At 61.0% G+C, this 21,008-nt stretch carries 17 protein-coding genes and 1 pseudogene; 5 read left to right on the top strand and 13 right to left on the bottom strand.

The features are described 5' to 3' along the window. Window positions 1-80 precede the first annotated feature (80 nt). Window positions 81-1,076: pseudogene (locus K4G67_RS11310) on the top strand (IS701 family transposase); the annotation flags it as partial. An 87-nt stretch (window positions 1,077-1,163) separates the two neighbouring features. Here the strand turns inward: K4G67_RS11310 and K4G67_RS11305 are convergent. From K4G67_RS11305 to K4G67_RS11285, 5 genes are all read right to left on the bottom strand, one after another. Then, window positions 1,164-1,769, bottom strand: coding sequence for a gamma carbonic anhydrase family protein (locus K4G67_RS11305; RefSeq protein WP_066849701.1), 606 nt, complete (start codon window positions 1,767-1,769; stop codon window positions 1,164-1,166). A gap of 77 nt (window positions 1,770-1,846) precedes the next feature. Beyond that, a complete protein-coding gene (gene ribB / locus K4G67_RS11300; protein WP_239806464.1) occupies window positions 1,847-2,953 on the bottom strand; it encodes a 3,4-dihydroxy-2-butanone-4-phosphate synthase in 1,107 nt (368 codons plus the stop codon). An 81-nt stretch (window positions 2,954-3,034) separates the two neighbouring features. Then, window positions 3,035-4,192, bottom strand: coding sequence for an acyl-CoA dehydrogenase family protein (locus tag K4G67_RS11295; RefSeq protein ID WP_239806463.1), 1,158 nt, complete (start codon window positions 4,190-4,192; stop codon window positions 3,035-3,037). Between the two features lie 6 nt (window positions 4,193-4,198). Next, window positions 4,199-6,349 (bottom strand): 3-hydroxyacyl-CoA dehydrogenase NAD-binding domain-containing protein, encoded by a 2,151-nt coding sequence (locus K4G67_RS11290; protein WP_239806462.1) that lies wholly within the window; start codon window positions 6,347-6,349, stop codon window positions 4,199-4,201. Between the two features lie 31 nt (window positions 6,350-6,380). Further along, a complete protein-coding gene (locus K4G67_RS11285; RefSeq protein ID WP_230291454.1) occupies window positions 6,381-7,586 on the bottom strand; it encodes an acetyl-CoA C-acetyltransferase in 1,206 nt (401 codons plus the stop codon). 137 nt (window positions 7,587-7,723) lie between these two features. On the opposite strand from K4G67_RS11285, the gene K4G67_RS11280 reads away from it, so the two are divergent. Then, window positions 7,724-8,740 carry an NADP-dependent oxidoreductase gene (locus K4G67_RS11280; protein ID WP_338026427.1) on the top strand — a complete coding sequence of 339 codons (1,017 nt, stop codon included), beginning with the start codon at window positions 7,724-7,726 and terminating at the stop codon, window positions 8,738-8,740. Here the strand turns inward: K4G67_RS11280 and K4G67_RS11275 are convergent. Next, a complete protein-coding gene (locus K4G67_RS11275; protein ID WP_338026428.1) occupies window positions 8,727-9,746 on the bottom strand; it encodes a CaiB/BaiF CoA transferase family protein in 1,020 nt (339 codons plus the stop codon). The two genes, K4G67_RS11280 and K4G67_RS11275, sit on opposite strands and share 14 nt — an antisense overlap. Window positions 9,747-10,173: 427 nt before the next feature. On the opposite strand from K4G67_RS11275, the gene K4G67_RS11270 reads away from it, so the two are divergent. Further along, window positions 10,174-11,046, top strand: coding sequence for a MaoC/PaaZ C-terminal domain-containing protein (locus K4G67_RS11270; protein WP_066849684.1), 873 nt, complete (start codon window positions 10,174-10,176; stop codon window positions 11,044-11,046). A gap of 29 nt (window positions 11,047-11,075) precedes the next feature. On the opposite strand, the gene K4G67_RS11265 is transcribed toward K4G67_RS11270, so the two are convergent. The 3 genes from K4G67_RS11265 to K4G67_RS11255 form a co-directional block, all read right to left on the bottom strand. Further along, entirely contained in the window at window positions 11,076-12,407 is a 1,332-nt protein-coding gene (locus tag K4G67_RS11265; RefSeq protein ID WP_239806460.1) for an MFS transporter, read from the bottom strand. Window positions 12,408-12,511: 104 nt separating this feature from the next. Then, the gene (locus K4G67_RS11260; RefSeq protein WP_239806459.1) at window positions 12,512-13,639 is read right to left on the bottom strand and encodes a phosphotransferase family protein; all 1,128 of its coding nucleotides are present in this window, start codon (window positions 13,637-13,639) and stop codon (window positions 12,512-12,514) included. Beyond that, window positions 13,639-14,712, bottom strand: a complete 1,074-nt coding sequence (locus K4G67_RS11255; RefSeq protein WP_239806458.1) for a TIGR03857 family LLM class F420-dependent oxidoreductase — start codon at window positions 14,710-14,712, stop codon at window positions 13,639-13,641. Before K4G67_RS11255 ends, K4G67_RS11260 begins: the two co-directional genes overlap by 1 nt. Window positions 14,713-14,831: 119 nt before the next feature. Here K4G67_RS11255 and K4G67_RS11250 point away from each other — a divergent pair, with 119 nt between their 5' ends. Then, window positions 14,832-15,290 (top strand): nuclear transport factor 2 family protein, encoded by a 459-nt coding sequence (locus K4G67_RS11250; protein ID WP_239806457.1) that lies wholly within the window; start codon window positions 14,832-14,834, stop codon window positions 15,288-15,290. Between the two features lie 26 nt (window positions 15,291-15,316). On the opposite strand, the gene K4G67_RS11245 is transcribed toward K4G67_RS11250, so the two are convergent. Both K4G67_RS11245 and K4G67_RS11240 read right to left on the bottom strand, forming a co-directional pair. Further along, on the bottom strand, window positions 15,317-16,540 hold the full coding sequence (locus K4G67_RS11245) for a cytochrome P450 (protein ID WP_239806456.1): 1,224 nt from the start codon (window positions 16,538-16,540) through the stop codon (window positions 15,317-15,319). Between the two features lie 26 nt (window positions 16,541-16,566). Beyond that, entirely contained in the window at window positions 16,567-17,754 is a 1,188-nt protein-coding gene (locus tag K4G67_RS11240) for a DUF1214 domain-containing protein (RefSeq protein ID WP_239806455.1), read from the bottom strand. 120 nt (window positions 17,755-17,874) lie between these two features. Here K4G67_RS11240 and K4G67_RS11235 point away from each other — a divergent pair, with 120 nt between their 5' ends. Then, on the top strand, window positions 17,875-18,747 hold the full coding sequence (locus K4G67_RS11235) for an alpha/beta fold hydrolase (RefSeq protein ID WP_239806454.1): 873 nt from the start codon (window positions 17,875-17,877) through the stop codon (window positions 18,745-18,747). A gap of 19 nt (window positions 18,748-18,766) precedes the next feature. Here K4G67_RS11235 and K4G67_RS11230 read toward each other — a convergent pair whose 3' ends face one another. After that, window positions 18,767-20,026: an NAD(P)/FAD-dependent oxidoreductase gene (locus K4G67_RS11230; RefSeq protein WP_239806453.1), complete on the bottom strand. Its 1,260-nt coding sequence runs from the start codon at window positions 20,024-20,026 to the stop codon at window positions 18,767-18,769. Between the two features lie 30 nt (window positions 20,027-20,056). Beyond that, complete coding sequence (locus K4G67_RS11225; RefSeq protein WP_239806452.1) at window positions 20,057-20,986, bottom strand: electron transfer flavoprotein subunit alpha/FixB family protein; 930 nt, start codon at window positions 20,984-20,986, stop codon at window positions 20,057-20,059. Window positions 20,987-21,008 lie beyond the last annotated feature (22 nt).

The raw sequence follows: 21,008 nt of genomic DNA, 5'->3' as shown, positions 1-21,008 counted from the left end.
TGTGGCTGCATCGATGCTCTCCTTCCAATGCACCGAATGAATCACACCAGCGGTCTCAAAGCGAGAGGTTATTGCGGGCGTCCATCTTGTGGAGCCAGGCGGAAGAACTTGTCGGTGGTGACGGAGCCTGGCTGATCATCGACGACACCGCCCTGCCGAAGAAAGGCAAGGCCCCGGTCGGCGTCGCGCCGCAGTACGACACGGCGCTGGGCAAGAACGCGTACTGCCAGACGCTGGTTTAGGTGACACTCGCCTCGGGCGAAGTTCCGGTTAAGCCGAGCTTACGGTTGTCCCTGCCGGAAAGCTAGACGAGCGATATTGCGCCAGTGGGTAAGGCCGGCGTGCCCTAGGCTTTTTGTGTGAGTATCGCACCAAGCCCGAGATCGCGATTGAGGAGATCGATCGCGACATCGCTGCCGGAGTTCGTTTCGGCTGTGTACTGGCCGATGCCGGCTACGGGCTGTCTGCTCCGTTCCGGCCAGGCGCTGAGCGCACGCGGGCATCCCTGGGCCGTTGGGGTTTCCCGGCACCAAAAGGTTTACCTATTCGATGTGCAGCTTGCCTTTACTGTAGTAGGCCGTGGCCGCCCGGCTAGCCGGCATTTCCCCGATGTCAAATTCTGGGCCGCATACGCCATGCTCGAAGACGCGAAGGGGCGCCTGACTGCGCGCTTCGCCGCCCTGCGTGTCCGGACTGCCGATGGTGCGCCTCAGCGGATCGGTTCCGCCGCAGCCCAGCATATGCCGGGCGAGGAAGCCTGGCTGTTAGGCGAGCATCGTTCGAATGGTGAACGCCAATTCTATCTATCGAACCTGCCTGCCGATACCTCAATCAAGATTCTGGCCGGCGCGATCAAGGTGCGCTGGATATGCGAACAGGCCCATCAGCAACTCAAGGAACTCGGCCTTGACCACTTTGAGGGCCGATTGTGGACAAGGCTCCAACGTCACGCCTTGTTGACGATGATGGCCTATGCCTTCCTGCAAAGCCGCCGGGTCGCTCAGGCGGGACGAAAAAAGACTCCTCGGGCCGCCGCCGCGACCCAGCCCGCCAGCGGTACGCCGAGCGATCCTTGACCACCTGTCACGGCTGCCTCAAACGCAATGCCCCCATTGCGGATGCTCCCTGCGTGCCAATCCAATTACACTTTTGCCAAAGTAGTGCTAGTCAAGCGACCGGCCTGACAGCGTCACGGCGCTAGCTTTTATCCGGGTGCGTTTCCGGTTAGATTCGACCTGACGCAGCAGCTCGGTCTCGCGGAGACTGATCAGTGCTTCGCGCGTAAGAAGCTGGTAGTCCCCGTCACCATCGTTGCGCCATGAAATTTCCTCGCCGGACAAGGTTCGGACAATGCGAGCTGGAACACCCATAAGGACGCTGCGCTGGGGTGCTTCCATGCCATTAGGAACGAGCGACATCGCCGCAAGCAGGCATTCGGGGCCAAGAATTGCTGCATCGAGAACGACCGAGTTAATCCCGACGAGACAGTTCTCACCAACTTCGCAGCCATGAACGACGGCGCCATGGGCGATCGTGGCACCGCGTTTTATCACGGTGTCCTGTTGGGTGGACACGTGGATCGTGGCATTATCCTGTATGCTGGCATCTCGCTCGACGACGATCCGCCCAAAATCGGCCCGTAGGCTTGCACCGGGTCCGATATAGCAACCGGGCCCTACGATCACATCGCCGATCAGCGATGCCAGGGGATGGATGTAGGTCGCGGCGTCAACAACCGGCCGAACGCCCTGGAATTCATAACATGGCAAAGGGCGGTATCCTCTCGCGATGGCGATCTATTTTCGGGGTAGGCGCGCAGAGATGCGCAAGTGCGGTAGATGCTCCATCAATCGCAGTCGATCTTTTGTTCCCCCACGATCGACAGGCCATAGCCTTCAAGTGCCACCAGCGAACGGCTGTTGTTGGTCATGAGGATCATGTCCCTGACGCCTAGCTCGGCAAGGATCTGCGCGCCATTGCCGTAATCGCGCTGTTCGGTGTTTACGCCCGCCGTTCGCTCCATATTCTCCGCGCCGGCAATACGCATGGCGCGGCTGACGAAATCGGGGACGGGCCGATTGATCAGGACCAAAACCCCGCTGCCATGTCTTGCAATGGCATCCATTGACCGTCGCACAAGCGATTCACGCGGCCCGGTCTCAGCGAAAACATCCGGAAAGATGGACAGCAGCTGCATCCGGACAAGAGTTGGTATCGATGGGTCGATTTCGCCTTTAACAAGGGCCAGCGTTTCTTCCCTGGTCGCCTTGTTGTAAAAGCAAATAGCCCGCCAGTCTCCACCCCACTGGCTCGAAAACACGCGCTCGGTGCGCCGCTCGATTAAGTGATCATGTTCGCGGCGATAAGCGATTAGGTCACGGATCGTTCCGATCTTGAGTTCGTGCTTTTCGGCAAAGCCGACAAGGTCGTCCAACCGGCTCATCGTGCCGTCATCGTTCATGATTTCGCATATGACAGCAGAGGCATTGAGCCCCGCGAGCCGGGAGATATCGACCGAGGCCTCTGTATGGCCAGCCCGCACAAGGACCCCGCCCTCGCGCGCGATCAATGGGAAAACATGACCCGGAGTTACGATGTCCGCTGCACCTTTCCCGCTATCGACAGCAACGGCTATTGTGCGAGCGCGGTCGGCGGCCGAAATGCCCGTTGTCACACCCTCGCGCGCCTCGATCGAAACGGTGAAAGCGGTTTCATGCCGCGTACGGTTCTGGCTGCTCATCAGATCGATGCCAAGATGTTCGACCCGTTGGCTGGTAAGTGCGAGGCAGATCAGGCCCCGACCGTGCGTGGCCATGAAATTGATGGCGGAAGGCGTCGCCATCTGAGCGGGAATGATAAGGTCGCCCTCGTTTTCCCGATCCTCGTCATCGACAAGGATGAACATGCGACCGTTGCGCGCTTCCTCGACGATCTCAGCGATGGTTGCAATCACTTGCCCTCTCCATTGACGCGTGTAACCATTTGGACAGGAACTAGATTTACACCCCCTGCCATTGCCCCCGGGAGGCCCGCGTCAATTCATCTTCCGTTCGTCCAGGCCGATACCTCGACCGATGATTTCCAGCATAATCTCGCTCGTGCCCGCGAAAATGCGGCTGATGCGGGCATCGGTGTACATGCGGCTGATGCGATATTCTTCCATGTACCCGGCGCCGCCATGCAATTGCACGCAGCTGTCCATGACCCGCCCTTCCAGCTCGCTCGTCAGAAGCTTCGCGGCCGAGGCATCTTCTGCGGTCAGCTTCTTGTCATTGAGCAACATGACGCATTGGTCGACATACGTCTGCGCCATGTCGAGTTCGGCACGCATCTGGGCCATCTTGAACCGCGTATTCTGGAACGCCCCGATGGGCTTCCCGAACGCGCGCCGTTCCTTCACATATTCGAGCGTAAGATCAAACGCCGTCTGCGCGGTCGCCATGAAGCCGATGGCCGCGATCAGTCGTTCCTGCGCCAGCATCCGGGCAAGATATTTGAAACCCTGCCCGGCCTCGCCGATAATGTTTGCCTTGGGCACCTTCACATCGTTGAAGAACAGCTCTGCCGTATCCTGCGACTTCAGCCCCATCTTGTCGAGTTTGCGGCCCCGTTCGAACCCTTCCATGCCCCGTTCGACAAGGAACAGGCTAATGCCGTGCGGCTTGTCAGGATCGGTGCGCGCCGCCACGACGATCAGATCGCCGAGGATGCCGTTGGAAATATAGGTCTTGGCCCCGTTCAATACCCAGTGATCGCCGCTCTCGACCGCACGGGTCTTCATGCCCGCAAGATCGCTGCCGGTCGAAGGTTCGGTCATGGCTACCGCCAGGATCGTCTCGCCCGACACGATTCCGGGCATGAACCGGTCCCGCTGTTCGTCGTTGCAGAGCTTATGGATGTAGGGCGCGACCAGATCGTTGTGCAGGTTGATATAGAACCCGATGTCGCCGTGGCGCATGTTCTCTTCGATGATGATCTGGTCGAAGCGCAGATCCTCGATCCCCGCACCGCCGTATTTCTCGTCCGCGAACACGCATAGCAAGCCCTGCTCGCCAGCCTTGAGATAGACTTCGCGGTCGACGATGCCGGCCTCGCGCCAGCGGTCTGCATTGGGTCCGACTTCCGATTGCATGAACTTGCGAACGCTGTCGCGAAACTGCTCGTGCTCGGGTTCGAAGATCGTACGCTGCATCGCTGCTCAACCTGCCTTGATCGGTGGGTAGAAGGGGGTGCCTGCAGCCGCCCGGTCCTGCAACCATTTCGATGGGGCGAATCGGGCGCCGTAATTGCCCGCCAGCTTGCTGGCTTCCTTTGCGAATTCTGCGATCCCGATGGTGTCGATATAGCTGAGCGTGCCGCCGGTCCAAAGCGGGAAGCCCCAGCCCAATATCGCACCCAGATCCGCATCCTGCGCGGTTTCGAGCACGCCTTCCTCAAGGCATTGCGCGGTTTCATTGGCCTGCGAATAAAGGAAGCGCTTCTTCAGTTCCTCCTGATCAGGCTGATCGTCGGACACCGGGAATTCCGTGCCCAGACCTTCCCACAGATGTTTGCTGCCATCCTCGGCATATTCGTAGAAGCCGGCACCGGCCTTGCGGCTGCCGCGACCGAGTTCGAGCATCCGGTCGAGCACCTTGCCGCCACGCTCGATCGTATAGAGGTTCCCGTCCTTGCCTTCCGCATCCTTGAGGATCTTGACCGGCAGGTCGATCGTCACCTCGTCCAGCAGGGCGAGCGGGCCGATCGGGAAACCGGCAGCCTTCGCGGCATTCTCGATCCTTGCGGGCTCCACGCCGTCTTCCAGCATCGCAGCGCCTTCGAAGATGAACATGCGAAAGACGCGGCTGGTGTAGAAACCCTGCGCGTCATTGACGACAATCGGGGTCTTGCGGATCTGGGCGATGAAATCCAGCGACTTGGCCAGCGTATCATCCGACGTCTGCTCACCCATGATGACTTCGACCAGTCCCATGCGATCCACGGGCGAGAAAAAATGCAGGCCGATATATTGATCCGGCCGCTTGGAAGCCTTGGCAAGCTCCGAAATCGGCAGGGTGGAGGTATTGGTCGCAAAGACCGCGCTATCGGGCAGGACGGCTTCGGCCTTTTGCGTGGTTTCAGCCTTGATGCCCATGTCCTCGAACACCGCTTCGACCACAAGATCGCATCCGTCGAGCAGCGCGAAATCGTCGGTCGGGGTGATATGCGCAAGTGCGGAATCGGCCTTGTCCTGCGGCATCTTGCCGCGCTCGACAGCCTTGCCGAAGACTTTCTCGCTATAGCCCTTGCCCTTCGCGGCGGTGGCCGTATCACGGTCGATCAACACCACGTCGATCCCCGCCTTTGCTGCGACAAGCGCGATGCCTGCGCCCATCATGCCCGCGCCCAGTACGCCCAGTTTCTTCACTTCCGACTTCGGCACGCCTTCGGGACGCCGCGCGCCCTTTTCGGCAGCCTGCTTGGAAATGAAGGTCGTGCGGATGATGTTGCGCGCGACCGGATCGGTCAGCAGCTTGGCGAAATATTTGCCTTCCACCGAAAGCGCCTTGTCCATCGGCAATTGCAAGCCTTCGAACACGCATGACAGGATCGCGGCGGGCGCCGGGTAATTATAGCCATGCTTGCCTGCGACCTGTGCGACGCCGATCGAATAATCCATCGCGACTTCGGGCACGATCATGCCGCGCATTTCGGGAATGGCGTAACCCTTGACGTCCCATATCCGCTCTGCGGGCGGATTGGTGGCCAGCCACTGGCGCGCCTTGTCGACCAGCTGGTCGATAGGTGCGATTTCGTCGACGAGGCCCAGTTCCAGCGCTTCCTTCGGCGCGACCGAACGGCCGGAAAGAAGCAGGTCGAGCCCCTTCTTGCGACCAATCAGGCGCGGCAGGCGCTGCGTGCCGCCCGATCCCGGCAAAAGACCCAGATTGACTTCTGGCAGCCCCACGACGGCACGCGGATCGTCCGACAGCACACGGTGGTGGCATGCCAGTGCCAGTTCGAACCCTCCGCCAAGCGCAAGGCCGTTCATGGCACAGGCGACCGGCTTGCCCATCGTTTCCAGCGCGCGGTGCATTGCCGTTGCCTTCTGGCTGAACGCAAAGGCATCCTTGGGCGTCATGGTTTCATAACCCGCGACCATCAGCTTTAGGTCGGCGCCCGCCATGAAGGCCTTCTTGCCCGATGCGATGATGACGCCGGTAACACTCTCGTCGTCGCGCAGCTCTGCAATTGCGGCATTCATGTCTTCGAGCCATTCGGCCGAAACGACGTTCATGCTCTCATCGGCATTGTCGAGTGTGAGAATGGCGACGCCGTCGGCGCCCTTGTCCAGCTTGATGTGTCGCATGGTTTTGCTCTTTGCGCTTTCACTCATCGGGTCACACCCGTTCGATAATGGTGGCGGTGCCGAGGCCGTTACCGGCGCACAGCAGGGTCATGGCGGTATTGAGGTCGCGGCGTTCCAGCTCGTCGAGCACGGTCCCCAGGATCATGGCTCCCGTCGCGCCAAGCGGATGGCCAAGGGCAATCGCGCCGCCTGCCACATTGGTGATCGCGTGATCGACGTCCAGATGATCCATGAAGCGCAAGACAACGCTCGCGAACGCCTCGTTCAATTCGTAGAGGTCGATATCGCCCTTTTCCATGCCCACGTTCTTCAACGCCTTGCGCGCGACATCGGCAGGCGCGGTCAGCATGATTGTCGGGTCCGAACCGATCGAGGCCCAGCCCTTGATGCGGGCGCGCGGCTTGAGGCCGGCGGCCTTACCGAACTCGGCATTGCCCAGCATGACGATGCCCGAACCATCGACGATACCGCTGGAATTGCCCCCGGTATGGACGTGGTTGATTTCCTCGATCTCGGGATAGCGTTCCTTGGCGACGCGGCCGAAGCCCATCTTGGCAAAGGGCGGGAAGGCAGCCTTCAGCCCCGCGAGCGATTCCATGGTCGTCGCCGGCCGCCGATATTCGTCATTATCCAGTACGACTTCGCCCATCACGTCCTTTACGGGCACGATCGAGTGGTCGAAGTTGCCTTCGTCCCATGACTTAGCGGCGCGGCGCTGGCTTTCCACCGCATAGCTGTCGACATCTTCGCGGCTGTAACCTTCGAGGGTAGCGATCATGTCTGCGCCAAGGCCTTGCGGGGCATAGTAGTTTTGCAGCGCGACGGCGGGATCCGCGACCCATGCACCGCTGTCATAACCCATGATTACACGGCTCATGCTTTCGACGCCGCCACCGATGCCTGCGCTGGCCATGCCGCTAGCGACCTGCGCAGCGACATTGTTCACGGCCTCAAGCCCGGACGCGCAAAAGCGGTGCAATTGCTGGCCGCCAACGCTGTGGGCATAGCCCGCGTTCACCACCGCGCCGCGGGCGAGCACGCCGCCCTGCTCGCCCACGGGCTGCGCGCAGCCGATCACCACATCGTCCAGCAGGGCGGTATTAAGGCCATTGCGATCGCGGATTTCCTGCAGCAACTGGGTAACCAGTTCGATGGCGGGAATTTCATGAAGTGAGCCATCCGCCCGACCGCGCCCGCGCGGTGTCCGAACGTGGTCATAGATAAATACATCACGCATTGGAGCGATTCTCCCGAAGTCGACCGTGAACGAACCTTTGTCCGTTCTTTTGGTGACCCCCATCCGGGCCGCAGGCTATCTCATCACCTACCCTGCGATAGGATATCTCCATTCAAAACACGGGCTTTCGTTGGTGCATGGGGACGCAAAATGTCGAAATGAACCGCAGGGTCACACTCGTATCGAGACCGGCTGGCATAGCGCAGGCCGCCAATTTTGCGATCGATCGGATTGCGGTTCCGCCTTTGGGCGAAGGTGAACTTCGTATCGCCAATCGCTTCTTGTCGGTTGACCCTGCGATGCGTGGCTGGATAGCAGACGCTGGCAATTATTCGGATCCCGTACCGATTGGCGGTGTAATGCGTTCGCTGGCGGTGGGCGAAATCACGGAAAGTCGCCATCCTGACTGGCGCGAGGGCCAGATCGTCCTCGGCTGGTTCGGCTGGCAGGAAATCGCAACAGTCGGGCCCGATGCAATCGTGTGCGAGGTTTCACAGCCCGACCTGTCCCCTTCGCTGGCGCTTGGCGTGCTGGGCATCAACGGCGTCACGGCCCTGCTTGCCCTGACGATGGTGGGAGAACCGAAAGCGGGCGATACGCTGGTCGTGTCGACAGCGGGCGGGGCCGTAGGTTCAGCCGTGGGACAGATCGGCAGCATGCTGGGGTGCCGCACCGTTGGCATTGCAGGTGGACCCACCAAGGTACACCGGTGCGTCGAATATTTCGGCTTCGATGCGGCAATCGACTATAAGGCCGAAGGACTGGACGAGGCGCTGGTAAAGGCGTGTCCGGATGGCGTCGATATATATTTCGACAATACGTCGGGTGCGGTCAGCGATGCGGTCTTGCCGCAACTGGCCATGCATGCGCGTGTGGTCAATTGCGGTACCGCCGCCATAGATCGCTGGGACCCGTGGCCGTCCGGACCGCGCGTGGAGCGGCACCTCCTTGTGAAGCGCGCCCGAATGCAGGGGTTTGTCGTGTTCGACCATTTCGACCGCTGGGAAGAATCCGTCGCGACGCTGGCGCAATGGGTGCGGGAAGGAAAGCTGCGCTACAGTGAAGAGATGCTGGACGGCCTTGAGATGTGCCCCGATGCCCTTGCCGGGCTCTACCGCGGCGAGAACGCGGGAAAGCGCGTCATCCGGCTTTAGACCAAGCACCGACGATGTCTTCGACGGTGGCCGACCGGTTGGGAGTCACCTGCCCGGGCGTCGCCGAGAAGCGAGGCGCGGGTGCGGCTTGCATCACGCCATTATGATCGATGAACACGCTGCGTTCCGCGTTGACCGGGTGCCGGGTTGCTTCTGCAATGGAAAGGACCGCTGAAACGCAGGCGTCGGTGCCCGCGAATCGCTGTTCCCAATCGTCGCGCGATGCCGATGCGAAGATACGCTCGAACTCTGCGTGCATGGCGGGCCACTGCGACCGGTCGTTCTGGTCATACCGGTCCTGCGGCACATTCAGCCCGTCCAGCAGCGCAGCGAAGAATTGCGGCTCCAACGCGCCGACCGCGACGGATCCGCCACAATTGCACAGGTAGCATTGATAGAACGGCGCACCCCCGTCGAAGAGGTTGCATTCAGGTTCGTCCTGCCAAAGCCCGTTGGCAACGAAGGCGTGATACAGACCCAGCAGGTTCGCGACTCCATCGACCATGGCGGCATCGACGACCTGGCCCCGACCGGTCTGGCGCGCGGACAGGACTGCGGAAACAATCCCCAGCGCCAGGAACATCGTGCCCCCGGCATAATCGCCCACAAGGTTGAGCGGCACTGTCGGCGGTTCACCCTTTTTCCCGATGGCATGCAAGGCGCCTGTCATCGCGATATAGTTGATGTCATGGCCCGCGGCCTTGCTAAGGCTGCCTTCCTGCCCCCAACCCGTCATGCGTCCGAAGACAAGACGCGGATTGCGCGCGAGGCAATTGTCTGGCCCAAGCCCCAAGCGCTCCATCACGCCGGGACGCGCGCCTTCGATAAGGGCATCGGCATGAGCGGCGAGATCAAGAAGCGCCTGCTTTCCCTCAGCGGACTTCAGGTCCAGCTGTACCTGCGTCCGGCCGCGCAAGACCACCGCATCACCGATATCGCCCCACGCCGAATGCCCGCCCGGCCGGGTGACGCGCACAACTTCGGCGCCGAGGCCCGAGAGGATCATACCGCACAGCGGCACAGGTCCGATCGCGTCCATTTCGACTATCCGAATACCGGCTAACGGTCCGTGCGGCATGGGGTCCCTCGTATTCCTAGGTATGATGATCGGCGCATGGCCAGCGCGCAATACCGTCAGGTTTTGGTTGCCTCCGGCCCTAATCCCGAGGCCATGCACGACCCCTGCCCTTCGATAGGGCGCGCTGACGTATGATCCAAACTTTTTCCCCCCGCGGCCGAAGCTCGCAACCGGGCTCAGCCCTATCGTCCGAAAGGGGAAGCCGTCCGCATTTGGCAGATAGGCCAATTTCTCAACCGAAGACCGTCGTATCGCCAATACCGATTTCACCTGACACCAGGCTCGTGACCAAGCCTAGATCCGCAAGGTCGGTTACGCCGCGACAGCATTGCTATATTGAAGAGGCCCTAACCGAATGACCGCCCCGCTCGATACCGAAAAGCTGCTCTCCTATTCCATCCCGCAAACGCATGACGACTATGATCCGCGCGACGCGATCATTTACGCTCTGGGTGTGGGAGCTGGTCTGACAAGCGAAATTGACGAGACGAGCCTGATATTCGAGCGCGGTCTGCAGGTTTTACCGACAATGGCTCTGGTACTCGGCACCCCCGGCTTCTGGGCAATGGACCCGGCCACCGGGCTGGACTGGCTCTCGATCCTGCACGGGGAACAGCGCCTCAAGATTCATGCACCCCTCGAAACCGCTGGCACACTGATCGGCACCACCAAGGTGACGGATATCGCCGACAAGGGACCGGGCAAGCCCGCACTGATCCGGGCAAAGAAGGAGGTTCGCACGCTGAGCGGGCTTCTTGTCGCCGAAACGTCCGAGATTTGGTTCATTCAGGGTGCCGGGGGCTTTGGCGGAGAGCGCAGTCTGCCTGCGGAGCCGCAATTCCCGATACCCGACCGTGATCCCGACCTTGAGGTCGTGCTGCCCACCTGCCTTGCCCAAGCGGCGATCTATCGCCTTTCGGGAGACAGAAATCCGCTGCATATCGATCCGGAAACAGCGGCGTCGGTTGGTTTCGACCGGCCCATCCTGCACGGGCTGGGCACGATGGGAATCGTCGCGCGCGCGCTAATCCATGGCGCCTGCGGCGGCGTGGCGGCAAGCCTGCGCGAAATGAACGTTCGCTTCACCGCGCCGGTATATCCGGGCGACGACATCCACACCCATATCTGGCAGGATGGCGACACACTGCATTTCCGCGCGTTCCGCAACGGAACGCAGGAACGCGTGATCGACAACGGGTTCGCGCGGGTCGTCCACGCCGCTGCGTGACGCGATCCGTCATTTACGGCATGGGATGACTACGCGCCGTGGCGATCTGTCGTCACACGCGGTTCGGCGGTAAGACGCACCAGCAGAATCGCACCGATCGATACCGCCGAACCGACCGAGATGATCAGCGATACTGCCCCGACATCGAGACCGCGGGCGAACAATATCCCGGCAAGGGCTGGCCCCATGGCCGCCCCTGCCCTGCCAAAGCCGATTCCGAACCCGGTGCCGGTTGCCCGCACATGCGGCGGAAAGGCCATCGCCAGCAAGGCATAGAACCCGACCGCCGCGGCGTTCGAAAAAAACGCGGTAACGCCCGCGATCCAGCCCAGCATGGCGATATCCTCGGGCGCTTGTCCGAATATGTTGAGCATGACAAAGGCGCCGGTAAGGGCGATCACCGTGGCCTTCTTGATCCCGATCCTGAGCGCAACCAAGCCCAGCAGACCGCCGCCGATCGCGCCGCCCAGCATGGCCTTGGTCAGCACGCCGCCACCCGCACTGGCATCGAAACCCATGTCTACCACCAGCTTGGGTATCCATTTCACGAAATAATAATAGGCCGTGACATGGGTCAGATAGGCGAGTGTCAGCAGCAAGGTGCGCGACAGTAACGGCGGCCTTAGAATATCGGCTATCGACGACCTTCTTGGGTCAGCGGACGGTTCGGGCAGTTCGATCGCTTCGGGCAGGCGAAAGCGCCGAAGGGTCGCGTTGATCCGTTGCAGGGCATTGACGGGGCGGCAATCGACCAGCCAGTCGGGTGTTTCCGGGATCAGGAAGAAAGTCAGCGGTATGGCCGCGATGGTCAGCCCTGCCCCCAGATAGAAAACGCCGCGCCAGTCACCGGCATCAAGAACATTTGCCGCCATCATCCCGCCAAGGAATGCACCCAGCGGATAGCCTGTCACCATCAGCGGCAGGACAAGGCTGCGATAGCGAGCGTTGGAAAATTCGGCGACCGTGGCATTCAGGGCAGCCAGCATGCCGCCGATGCCCAGACCGGTCAGCAGGCGCCACAGCGACAATTGCGCGACGCCCGTTGCGGTGGGGACCAGAAGCATGCCCGCCCCCATCACCGTCAGACAGCCTAATATCGTGGGACGCCGTCCGAATCTGTCGGCCATGCCGCCAAGCAGGATCGATCCCACCGCCATGCCGATAAGTTCCATCGACAGAACCCAACCCAGCACATCCTGCGGAACCTGCCACTCCTCAGCAATACCCGGCGCCGCAAAGCTGATCGACATGACATCGAAGCCGTCGAGCGCGTTCAGCAATATCGTCATGCCCAGCGCGGCGATCTGCCAGCCGCTCAGCCTGCCCTCGTCTACGATCTCGCGCGGCGTTTTCGCCATCATTCTCTCCCCAGAAGACACCGGCAATACTTCATCGATCCCGTTCGGGTTTTCAGCTTGCGCGGATCTTGACCTCTCCCGGATCGTACACGACCTTCGCCGCGCCGCTAGGTTTCCTGTTTCTGGTCGACGGGGGTCATATTGCTCATGAAGGCATAGAAATCCGGTCCAAGTTCCGGCAGGTCCATCCCCAGGCGCTCTGCGAGATACAGTGTCATGAAGTTCGCATTCAACGATTTGTTCGTTGACGGGATATTGTCCATCGCGACCTGCCTGTCGAACGCCCCCACCACGACCAGCGCCATGCGCAGGGCCACCACGACATCGTAATATTTTAAATGGAGCGCCTTGCGTCCGGTGGCCGCTTCCCAGATCGCCACGGTTTCATCCCGCGTGGGAAGCCCTTCCAGCCGTTCGACACCAAAGCGGCGGCTGAACAGATCGTCGAAATACAGCCACCACGCAAGGTCCAGCTCCGCGGGCCCAAGCGCTGCAAGCTCCCAGTCGATCAAGGCGTTGACGCGGCCGTCCTGCGCAAACATCACGTTTGATGGCGTGCTGTCACCCCACAGCACGTTCACGGGCGTATCCGTCGGCTGATGCTTGCGGATATAGTCGATGGCGGCATCGACATAGGGCATATCGCGATTCTTGCGGCACGCGGTGTACCACGCCTCGATATAGCCGAGATACTGGTCCAGCCCCGGCGCACCCCAATCGGGACGGGCCATGAAGCCGAAGCCATCTTCCTGCCAGTCGATCGCTGCCATTCCGGCATAGGCTTCGACCGCATTGCGCCATGTCGCGGCGCGCTGGTCGGGCGACATCTCGCAGAGCCAGCCCGCCTTGTTATAGTTGGGATTCTGGGTTGCTGCGTGGCCGTCCACCCTTCCCATGACGATAAAGGGCATTTCCAGCACCGCAGGGTCGAGTTCCATCCCGATCCATTCCGGAACCGGGATCGACCCCAATGCGTCGAGGGCCGCGATCATCTGCCCCTGCAACTCCAGACTGGAGCCGAACACAACCTCGTGATCTTGGGGCTGACGGCGAACCACCAGAGTCTTCGATTGCGGCCCGTTCGGACTGGTGTATTCGACATCGACAAAGAAGATCTGGGCGGAGAAACCCGATCCGGTGGTTACTTCCAGCGGTTCGATCCGCACGTTGCGCCAGCCATCGACATTGGCCTCAAGCCAGCCACGCAACCGTTCCCGAACTTGCGACGGCGTCATCACAGGCCTTTCCCGGCAAGAGCGCGCTTCAGCTCACTGGCCAGGGGGCCCATGTCTTTCGGCGCAGCGCCATGCAAAAGAATCTCGTCCGCCCCGGCATCCAGATATTGCATCAACTGGTCGGCGCAGCGCGACGCAGTGCCGACGGCGGCACCCTCGTCGATCCATTGCTGCGGCAACAATTGGCCGACATCGACCAGTTCCTGCCGTGTATAGGCCTGATCGGCAGGCTTTCCGTTCAGGGACGCGATCTTGGGATGGGCACGCACCTTGTCGAGCACCGCCTTGTCCCATTCGTTGATCTCGACGATCAGATCGCCAAATCCAGGTAATTCGAAATAGGTGATGGCGCGCCCGCGCACCACCGCGTCCTCCTCGTCCTTCGGCAGGTCGGGGGCCACGATGATATTATGGTAGATGCGCACGGACATGGGATCGCGGCCGGCCTTTTCGGCGGCATCGCGCACGATCTTTGTGCTGTTCGCCACACCGGTCGGCGAAACGAACGGATGCAGCAGCACGCCGTCACAATGCTCGCCCGCAAAGGCAAGGCTTTTCGGGCCCATCGCGGTAAAGATGATCGGCGGCTTTGGCCCTTCATGCAGGTCCGTAAGCTTGAGCGTGGGGAATTTGCCGAGGATCCCTTCGTAGGAGACCGTCTCGCCATCCCACAAGCGTCGATAGATGGAGATATAATCGGCAAGCCGCTCCATCGTGATCGCGGGCGCGCCCATCATCTTCATATAGGCCGGCACGGCCCGGGCGAACATGATGCCAAAGCGGTTGTCGCTCATCGCCTGCATCATGTTGGCGATGCTGGCCGTGACCAGCGGATGCCGCATCGTTGCATAGAAAGTGCCGTTGATCCGGATCTTGTCCGTCGCTTCCGCCACGGCGCCCGCAAGGACGGCCGGTTCCTTCAGAGCGAAGCGTTCGGAAATCCAGATGGCGCCAAGGCCAATCCGCTCTGCCTCTTGGGCCTCCTCGATACCGCGACGAGGATCGTCGACGCGTCCGGGGAGGATATAGGTTCCGAACTTGTCGAACAGGGCCCGCGCACCTGGTTCCGTCATTTTCACTCTCCAATCAGAATTTGCGGTCAGCTTTCACTGACAATGTCGAGGGACAACCTCTCCAAAGGCAGGCAGACCGTATTCAATCCGGTGACAGGGTGCAGCATTGGGAGATTTTCATGGACACCATATCAGAACCCTTGGCCCGGCTTGTCGCTTTTGAAGCGATCAAGAGTGTGAAAGCACGCTATTGCCGATTTCTCGATACCAAGGACTGGCCGGCATTTGCGGCGCTGTTCACAGCCGACGCGATGATGGACGTTCACGAGGACACCGGGCTGGACCCCGTGTTCGGTGTGGATGCCATCGTTGCGCAAGTCCGCTTTGCCGTCGATCACGCCGCCACCAGCCACCAGGTTCATTCGCCGGAGATCGAGCTAGCCGGCGGGGACACCGCCCATGTGAAATGGGCAATGCAGGACCGGGTCGTCTGGCAGCCGGGCCAGTCGCCTATCGAAGGCGTGCAATCGATTACCGGTTATGGCCAGTACCACGAAGTCTACCGGCGGGTGGACGGCGAATGGAAGATCGCTTCGCTTCGCCTGTCGCGGTTCCATGTAGACATGCATGGGGAATGAGGATTCAGCCCGCGTCCAAAGTCTGACTAGACCTCCCAGACCAGTTCCAGTTTCGGCACATGGGTGATGTTGCCGGCATGATATTTGATGTCGAACCCATCAGCGACGCGGAAGGGCGGCACCAGTTTCAACCAGTGTTCAAGCGCGGTCTGCAACTCCATGCGGGCAAGATGCATGCCGAGGCATTTGTGGATGCCGAAACCCAGCGAGATATGCGGCGCCTTGCGGTCGAACCGCACTTCCTGCGGATTCTCGTAATATTCCGGATCATACCCGGCGACCGCGGTCGAGATACCCACGTAATCGCCGGGCATGATTTTCTGCCCCCGGATTTCGACCTCCTTGGCTGCGATACGAAACACGCTGACCGGGGCGAATGCGCGCAGGAATTCCTCGACCGCCAGAACGATCTGTTTGGGATTATCACGTAATTCCTGCTGCTTATCGGGATATCTTGCCAGAAAGGTGAAGATGTTTCCCATCAGCGACGTCACGGTGTCGAGCCCGCCGATGAAAAGGTTGAAGCAGTGGCCGAAAACTTCCTTGTCGTTCCATTTGCGGCCATTGATCTCATAATCGAAAATGCCGCTGATGTAGTCATCACCCGGGTTGGCCCGACGCTCGGCAATCACCTCGTTCAAATAATCGACGACCTTCTGGACCGCGCGTGTCCGCAGTTCGAAGTCGTTGGTATGGAAGATGTTTTTCTCCCACTCCAGGAATTCGGGCATTCTGTCCTGCGGCAAACCCAGTAGGTCGAGGACGATGAAGATGGGGAATTTCGATGAGAACTCCTCGACGAATTCGCAATGTCCCTGGTCCTTGAAATTGTCGATCAAGGCGACCGCACGCTCGTGAAGTTCGTCGCGCATCCGTGCGATCTTCTGGGGCGCGAAGAACGGATTCAACGCCTTGCGATACTCACCATGCTCGGGCGGGTCGGTCTCGGTCGGGATGACCAGCCAGTCCTCGCCGATCGACTGGGCGAACTTGCCCATGCCGTTCTTGGTATAATTCTCCGCGTCGCGAAGGACCTCGTGCATGTCCTCCACCTTAGTCAGCAGCCATCCGCCCTGATCGCCGGGAAAGATATTCGTACACCAGGTGACAGGCGGAAGCGTCCGCTGGATCTCGGGCAGCATGACTTCCTGCGGGCAAACATCGACATTCTCACGCTTGAAGAAGTCGAGCGTGACCACCTTGTCGGCAGGTACATGGGCCGGGATTTCACGAGCCGGGGCGAAAGCCATTGTCATTCTCCGTCAATTCTCTGGAATCACCAGATGATGCGCATCTGCGCTGCGAGCCGGCGATCGCGCAATGCTTCGCTGCGTTCCTGCGGACTCACGCGCTTTGTTGTCTCGGGCAGATGCGACAGGACATCGTCTATCTTGACCTTTCTTAAGGTAGGCATCGGCTTTTCGCTTGCCTCGAACCAGCGTCCCTGAATGGCACCTGCGGAGTAACCCGACGTGTCGAGCCAGTTGTGCACGCCGGGATCCCGCGCAGAAATCACCGTGCGGAACACTCCATCGGGATCGACCACGCCCTGCGCGTCGTTCAGGCTGGCCTGGTTATTGTACCAGTCGGTCGTCTCGTAGATTTCGTTGGTCAGGATGATCGACCAATAGCGATAGCTTTGCGGGACGCGGACCTCGCTAATGAGGGCCTCGTCGGCGGCCAGCTCATAGGCGCCTTCGTAATAGAATTGCCCTTTGAGGCCGGACATTTGCGAGACATCGAAAATCTTGAGCTTGTTCAGATATCCCTCGTCCCGCAATTCCTCGACATGGGTGGGGAAAGCCAATGCACACACGCGGGTGATAAAGGGCATTTCATCGAAAGCGGCGTGCAAGTCGTCAGCGCTGAGGCGACCCTTGGCATCATCGACGTCAAGCCGCGCAATTCCGAACCGGGGCTCTCGCTCCGCGCCCCAGTCGCATGACACGATACGCACCATGAACTTTTCGCATTGCGTGTCCAGCGCTGCCCAGTTCCCGGTGTAACCGGCAGGACGCTCGGGCGAGACGACCAGTTCGAACGATCCGTCTTCGCCTACGGTCAGATCGTCGAAATCGGTCTGCCCCAACAGCGGGCTGTGCTTACCGGTCCGCAGCGTGTCCGGTCCCATCTGGGCAAGGATGATCATGCGCACCGTACCGCGATCGCCGCGCAGCAGATAGCTGCCGCCCTTCTCGATGAGCGCCGATTTGTAGATCGTGTCGGCATTGGGCTGGAAGATGTTCTGCGCAATGTTCAGTTCGGGCACGAACATCGGATGGCGGCGATCGCCGACAAGCGCATCGGAACTCGCCCGCGCAAGGCCCGCCAGCAGCAGGCGCATCGATTCCGCCATGATCCGGGGATCGCTGCGTAGCCGTTCCGGGACACGCGCCCGCATCGCATCGCCCAGCGGTCGCAATTCATCGACCAGCTTTTCCCACGAAAGACCGCCTGCATTCATGCCCAACACCTCTCTTACGGTTTCTCGTCAAGTCTCTCGGTTCGATATGAGATTGAACCTCTCTCACGGCAGGTGCTTCTATGACCGGTGAGGCGAAACCACCGACAAGGAGGGTCTGCGATGAAATCGAAGGACATGATGCTGGACGTTTCCAGCGCGGCGGCGATTGGCGATAAGTCAGAGATCGCGGCCAGCCTGCATCTGCCCGACAATTGGGGCAAGAGCGGCAAGCACCTGATTTTCGCCATCCACGGCGGAGGCTATTCGCGGATGTACTGGAACCCGCCTTTCGCCGACGAAAGCTATAGCTTCGCGCGCTGGTTCACCGATCGCGGCAAGGCTGTGCTGGCCATCGATATGCTGGGTATGGGCGACAGCACAAAGCCGGAACCCGAAAGCAAGCTGACCCGTGCAATCGTCGCGAATGCCCATGCAGCCGCGCTGGCTTTGGTCATGGATGAGTTGGGGCCAGACATCAGCGTAACTGGCATGGGCCATTCGATGGGCGGCATGATGATCATATCACAGGCAGCCCTGCATCCCGTTTTCGACCGCGTTGCCGTTCTGGGCTGGGCCAATGAACCGATGGTGCTGGGCGATACCGACACGGGAAAGCTTCGTGCTGGCCTTATCCCCAGCGGCTATCTCGCCACGCCGCGTGAAACCATGCGCAAGCTGTTCTACTGGCCGGATGTACCGCATGCGTTGGTGGAGGCGGATGAAGCGCACGCTTCTTCCACACCCGCAACGCTGGGCCGCGCCGCGCTTACGCCCGGTGTCGTACACGAAGAGGCTGCGGCGATCACCGTACCTGTGCTCGTGATACAAAGCGCGATCGACACCAGTCCCGATCCCCTGCTTGAGACCGCCTATTTCAAGGCAGCGGTTTCCACCGAACTGCAGATCTTGGACAATGCGGCGCACTGCCAGAACTTCGCCGGGTCGCGGCGCAGCCACTGGGCCGATCTGAACGACTGGATCGACCGCAACTGATTGTGCGGGGACTGGCTCCCTAAGCTGTTCTAACGCCGCCTTGTGTGATGCCCTCGGCCATTTCCTTCAGCGCCACGTCGGTATCGGCCAGCAGGTCCGGATCGATCACCGCATGGCGTTCGACCAGCTTCTTGCCCTGCACGTAATCCTTGACCCGGTTCACGCAGTCGAGCGCCACGACCTTGCCGTCGCGCATATAGACGATCGAGAAGCTGCGTTCGGCAGGATCGCCGCGCACGACGAAATTGTCGAACCCCATCGACAGGCCGACGGTCTGCAGCTTGAGGTCGTACTGGTTCGACCAGAACCACGGCGTCGCCTTGTAAGGCTGCCTGTCGCCGCAGATCGCCTGCGCCGCGGTCTTGGCCATGTCATTGGCGTTCTGCACCGATTCCAGTCGGATCACCGCCCCGTCGGCGAAATCGTTGGCATGGGCCGCGCAGTCGCCGATGGCATAGACATCGTCCAGCGAGGTGCGGCAATATTCGTCGACGTCGACGCCATTGGCGCCGGTCGCCCCCGCCACGATCAGCGGGTCGATGCACGGCACGATGCCGATGCCCACGATCACCATGTCGGCATCGACCTCGCTGCCGTCCGACAGGCGGACGCCGGTCACCTTGTCGCCGTCGCCCAGGATGCAGTCGACGCCGGTTTCCAGCATGATGTTGACGCCGTGGTCGCGGTGCTCCTTTTCATAAAAGCGGGACAGGGTCTCGCCCGCCACGCGCGCCAGCACGCGGTCGAGCATCTCGATCAGCACGACCTCTATGTCCAGCTTGCGCAGCACGGCGGCGGCTTCCAGCCCGATATAGCCGCCGCCGATCACCACGCAGCGTTTCGAACCCGCGTCGATTTCGGCGATCATGCGGTCGACATCGGCGCGGGTGCGAACCGAGTGCACGCCCCTGAGATCCGCGCCCGAACAGGACAGCCGCCGCGCATCGCCGCCTGCCGCCCAGATAAGGCGCCCGTATTCCATCTCCTCGCCATTGCTCAGCTTCACGGCCTTGCCGCGCGGCTCGATCTCGGTGACACTGGTGCCGAGGACAAGATCGATGGCCTTGTCGCCCCAGAACTGCGGCGGGCGGATGTAGAGCCGCTCGAACTCCTTTTCGCGCGCGAGATATTCCTTGGACAGCGGCGGACGTTCGTAGGGGGGCTCCTTCTCGCGACCGATCATGGCGACAGACCCTTCGAATCCGGCTTGCCTAAGGGCTAGCGCCGCGGCTGCGCCGCCGTGCCCGGCGCCAACGATAATGACGTCTGTGTGCTTCACACTTAACTCCAACAAATCTTTGAACGCGAATCAAACCTTCCCGGTCAGCTCGGGCACGGCCTTGTAGAGGTCGGCGACGAGGCCGATGTCGGCGACCTGGAAGATGGGAGCGTCCTCGTCCTTGTTGATGGCGATGATGGTCTTGGAGTCCTTCATGCCGGCAAGGTGCTGGATCGCGCCCGATATGCCGATGGCGATGTAGACTTCCGGCGCCACGATCTTGCCGGTCTGGCCGACCTGATAGTCGTTGGGGACATAGCCTGCGTCCACGGCAGCGCGGCTTGCGCCCACGCCCGCGCCCAGCTTGTCGGCGAGCGGCATGATAATCTGCTCGAACGTCTCGCCGTCCTTGAGGGCGCGGCCGCCCGACACGATGATCTTCGCGCTCGTCAACTCGGGCCGCTCGCTCTCGGCGAGTTCGGCGGACACAAAGCTGGACTTTCCGCTATCGCCGGTCGATGCGACCGCTTCGATCTCGGCGCTGCCACCTGTCGCTTCCGCCTTGTCGAAGGCGGTGCCGCGTACGGTGATGACCAGCTTGGAATCGCTGCTCTCGACCGTGGCGATGGCATTGCCCGCATAGATCGGGCGAGTGAAGCTCTTCTCGCCCTCGACCGACAGGATGTCGCTGATCTGCATCACGTCGAGCAGCGCGGCGACGCGCGGCGCGATGTTCTTGCCCGTGGTGGTGGCGGGGAACAGCACCGCGTCATGATGCTCCATCAGCCCATTGATCAGCGGGGCGACATTCTCGGCCAGCTGGTGTTCGTAGGCCGCGTCGTCCGCGACATGGACCTTGCCCACGCCCGCGATTTTGCTCGCGGCTTCGGCAACCGCGCCGCAGGCAGCGCCCGCGACCAGCAGGTGTACCTCGCCCAGCTTGGAGGCCGCGGTCACCGTGGCCAGCGTCGCATCGCCCAGATGGCTATTGTCGTGATCGACATAAACAAGCGTCTTCATGATCCCTTCCTTACCGGCTCCG

The sequence above is a fragment of the Croceicoccus hydrothermalis genome (genome assembly GCF_022378335.1).
Taxonomy (GTDB): Bacteria; Pseudomonadota; Alphaproteobacteria; order Sphingomonadales; family Sphingomonadaceae; genus Croceicoccus; species Croceicoccus hydrothermalis.
The sequence above is the reverse complement of the archived record's forward strand: the minus strand, read 5'-3'. Positions and strand labels throughout refer to the sequence as shown.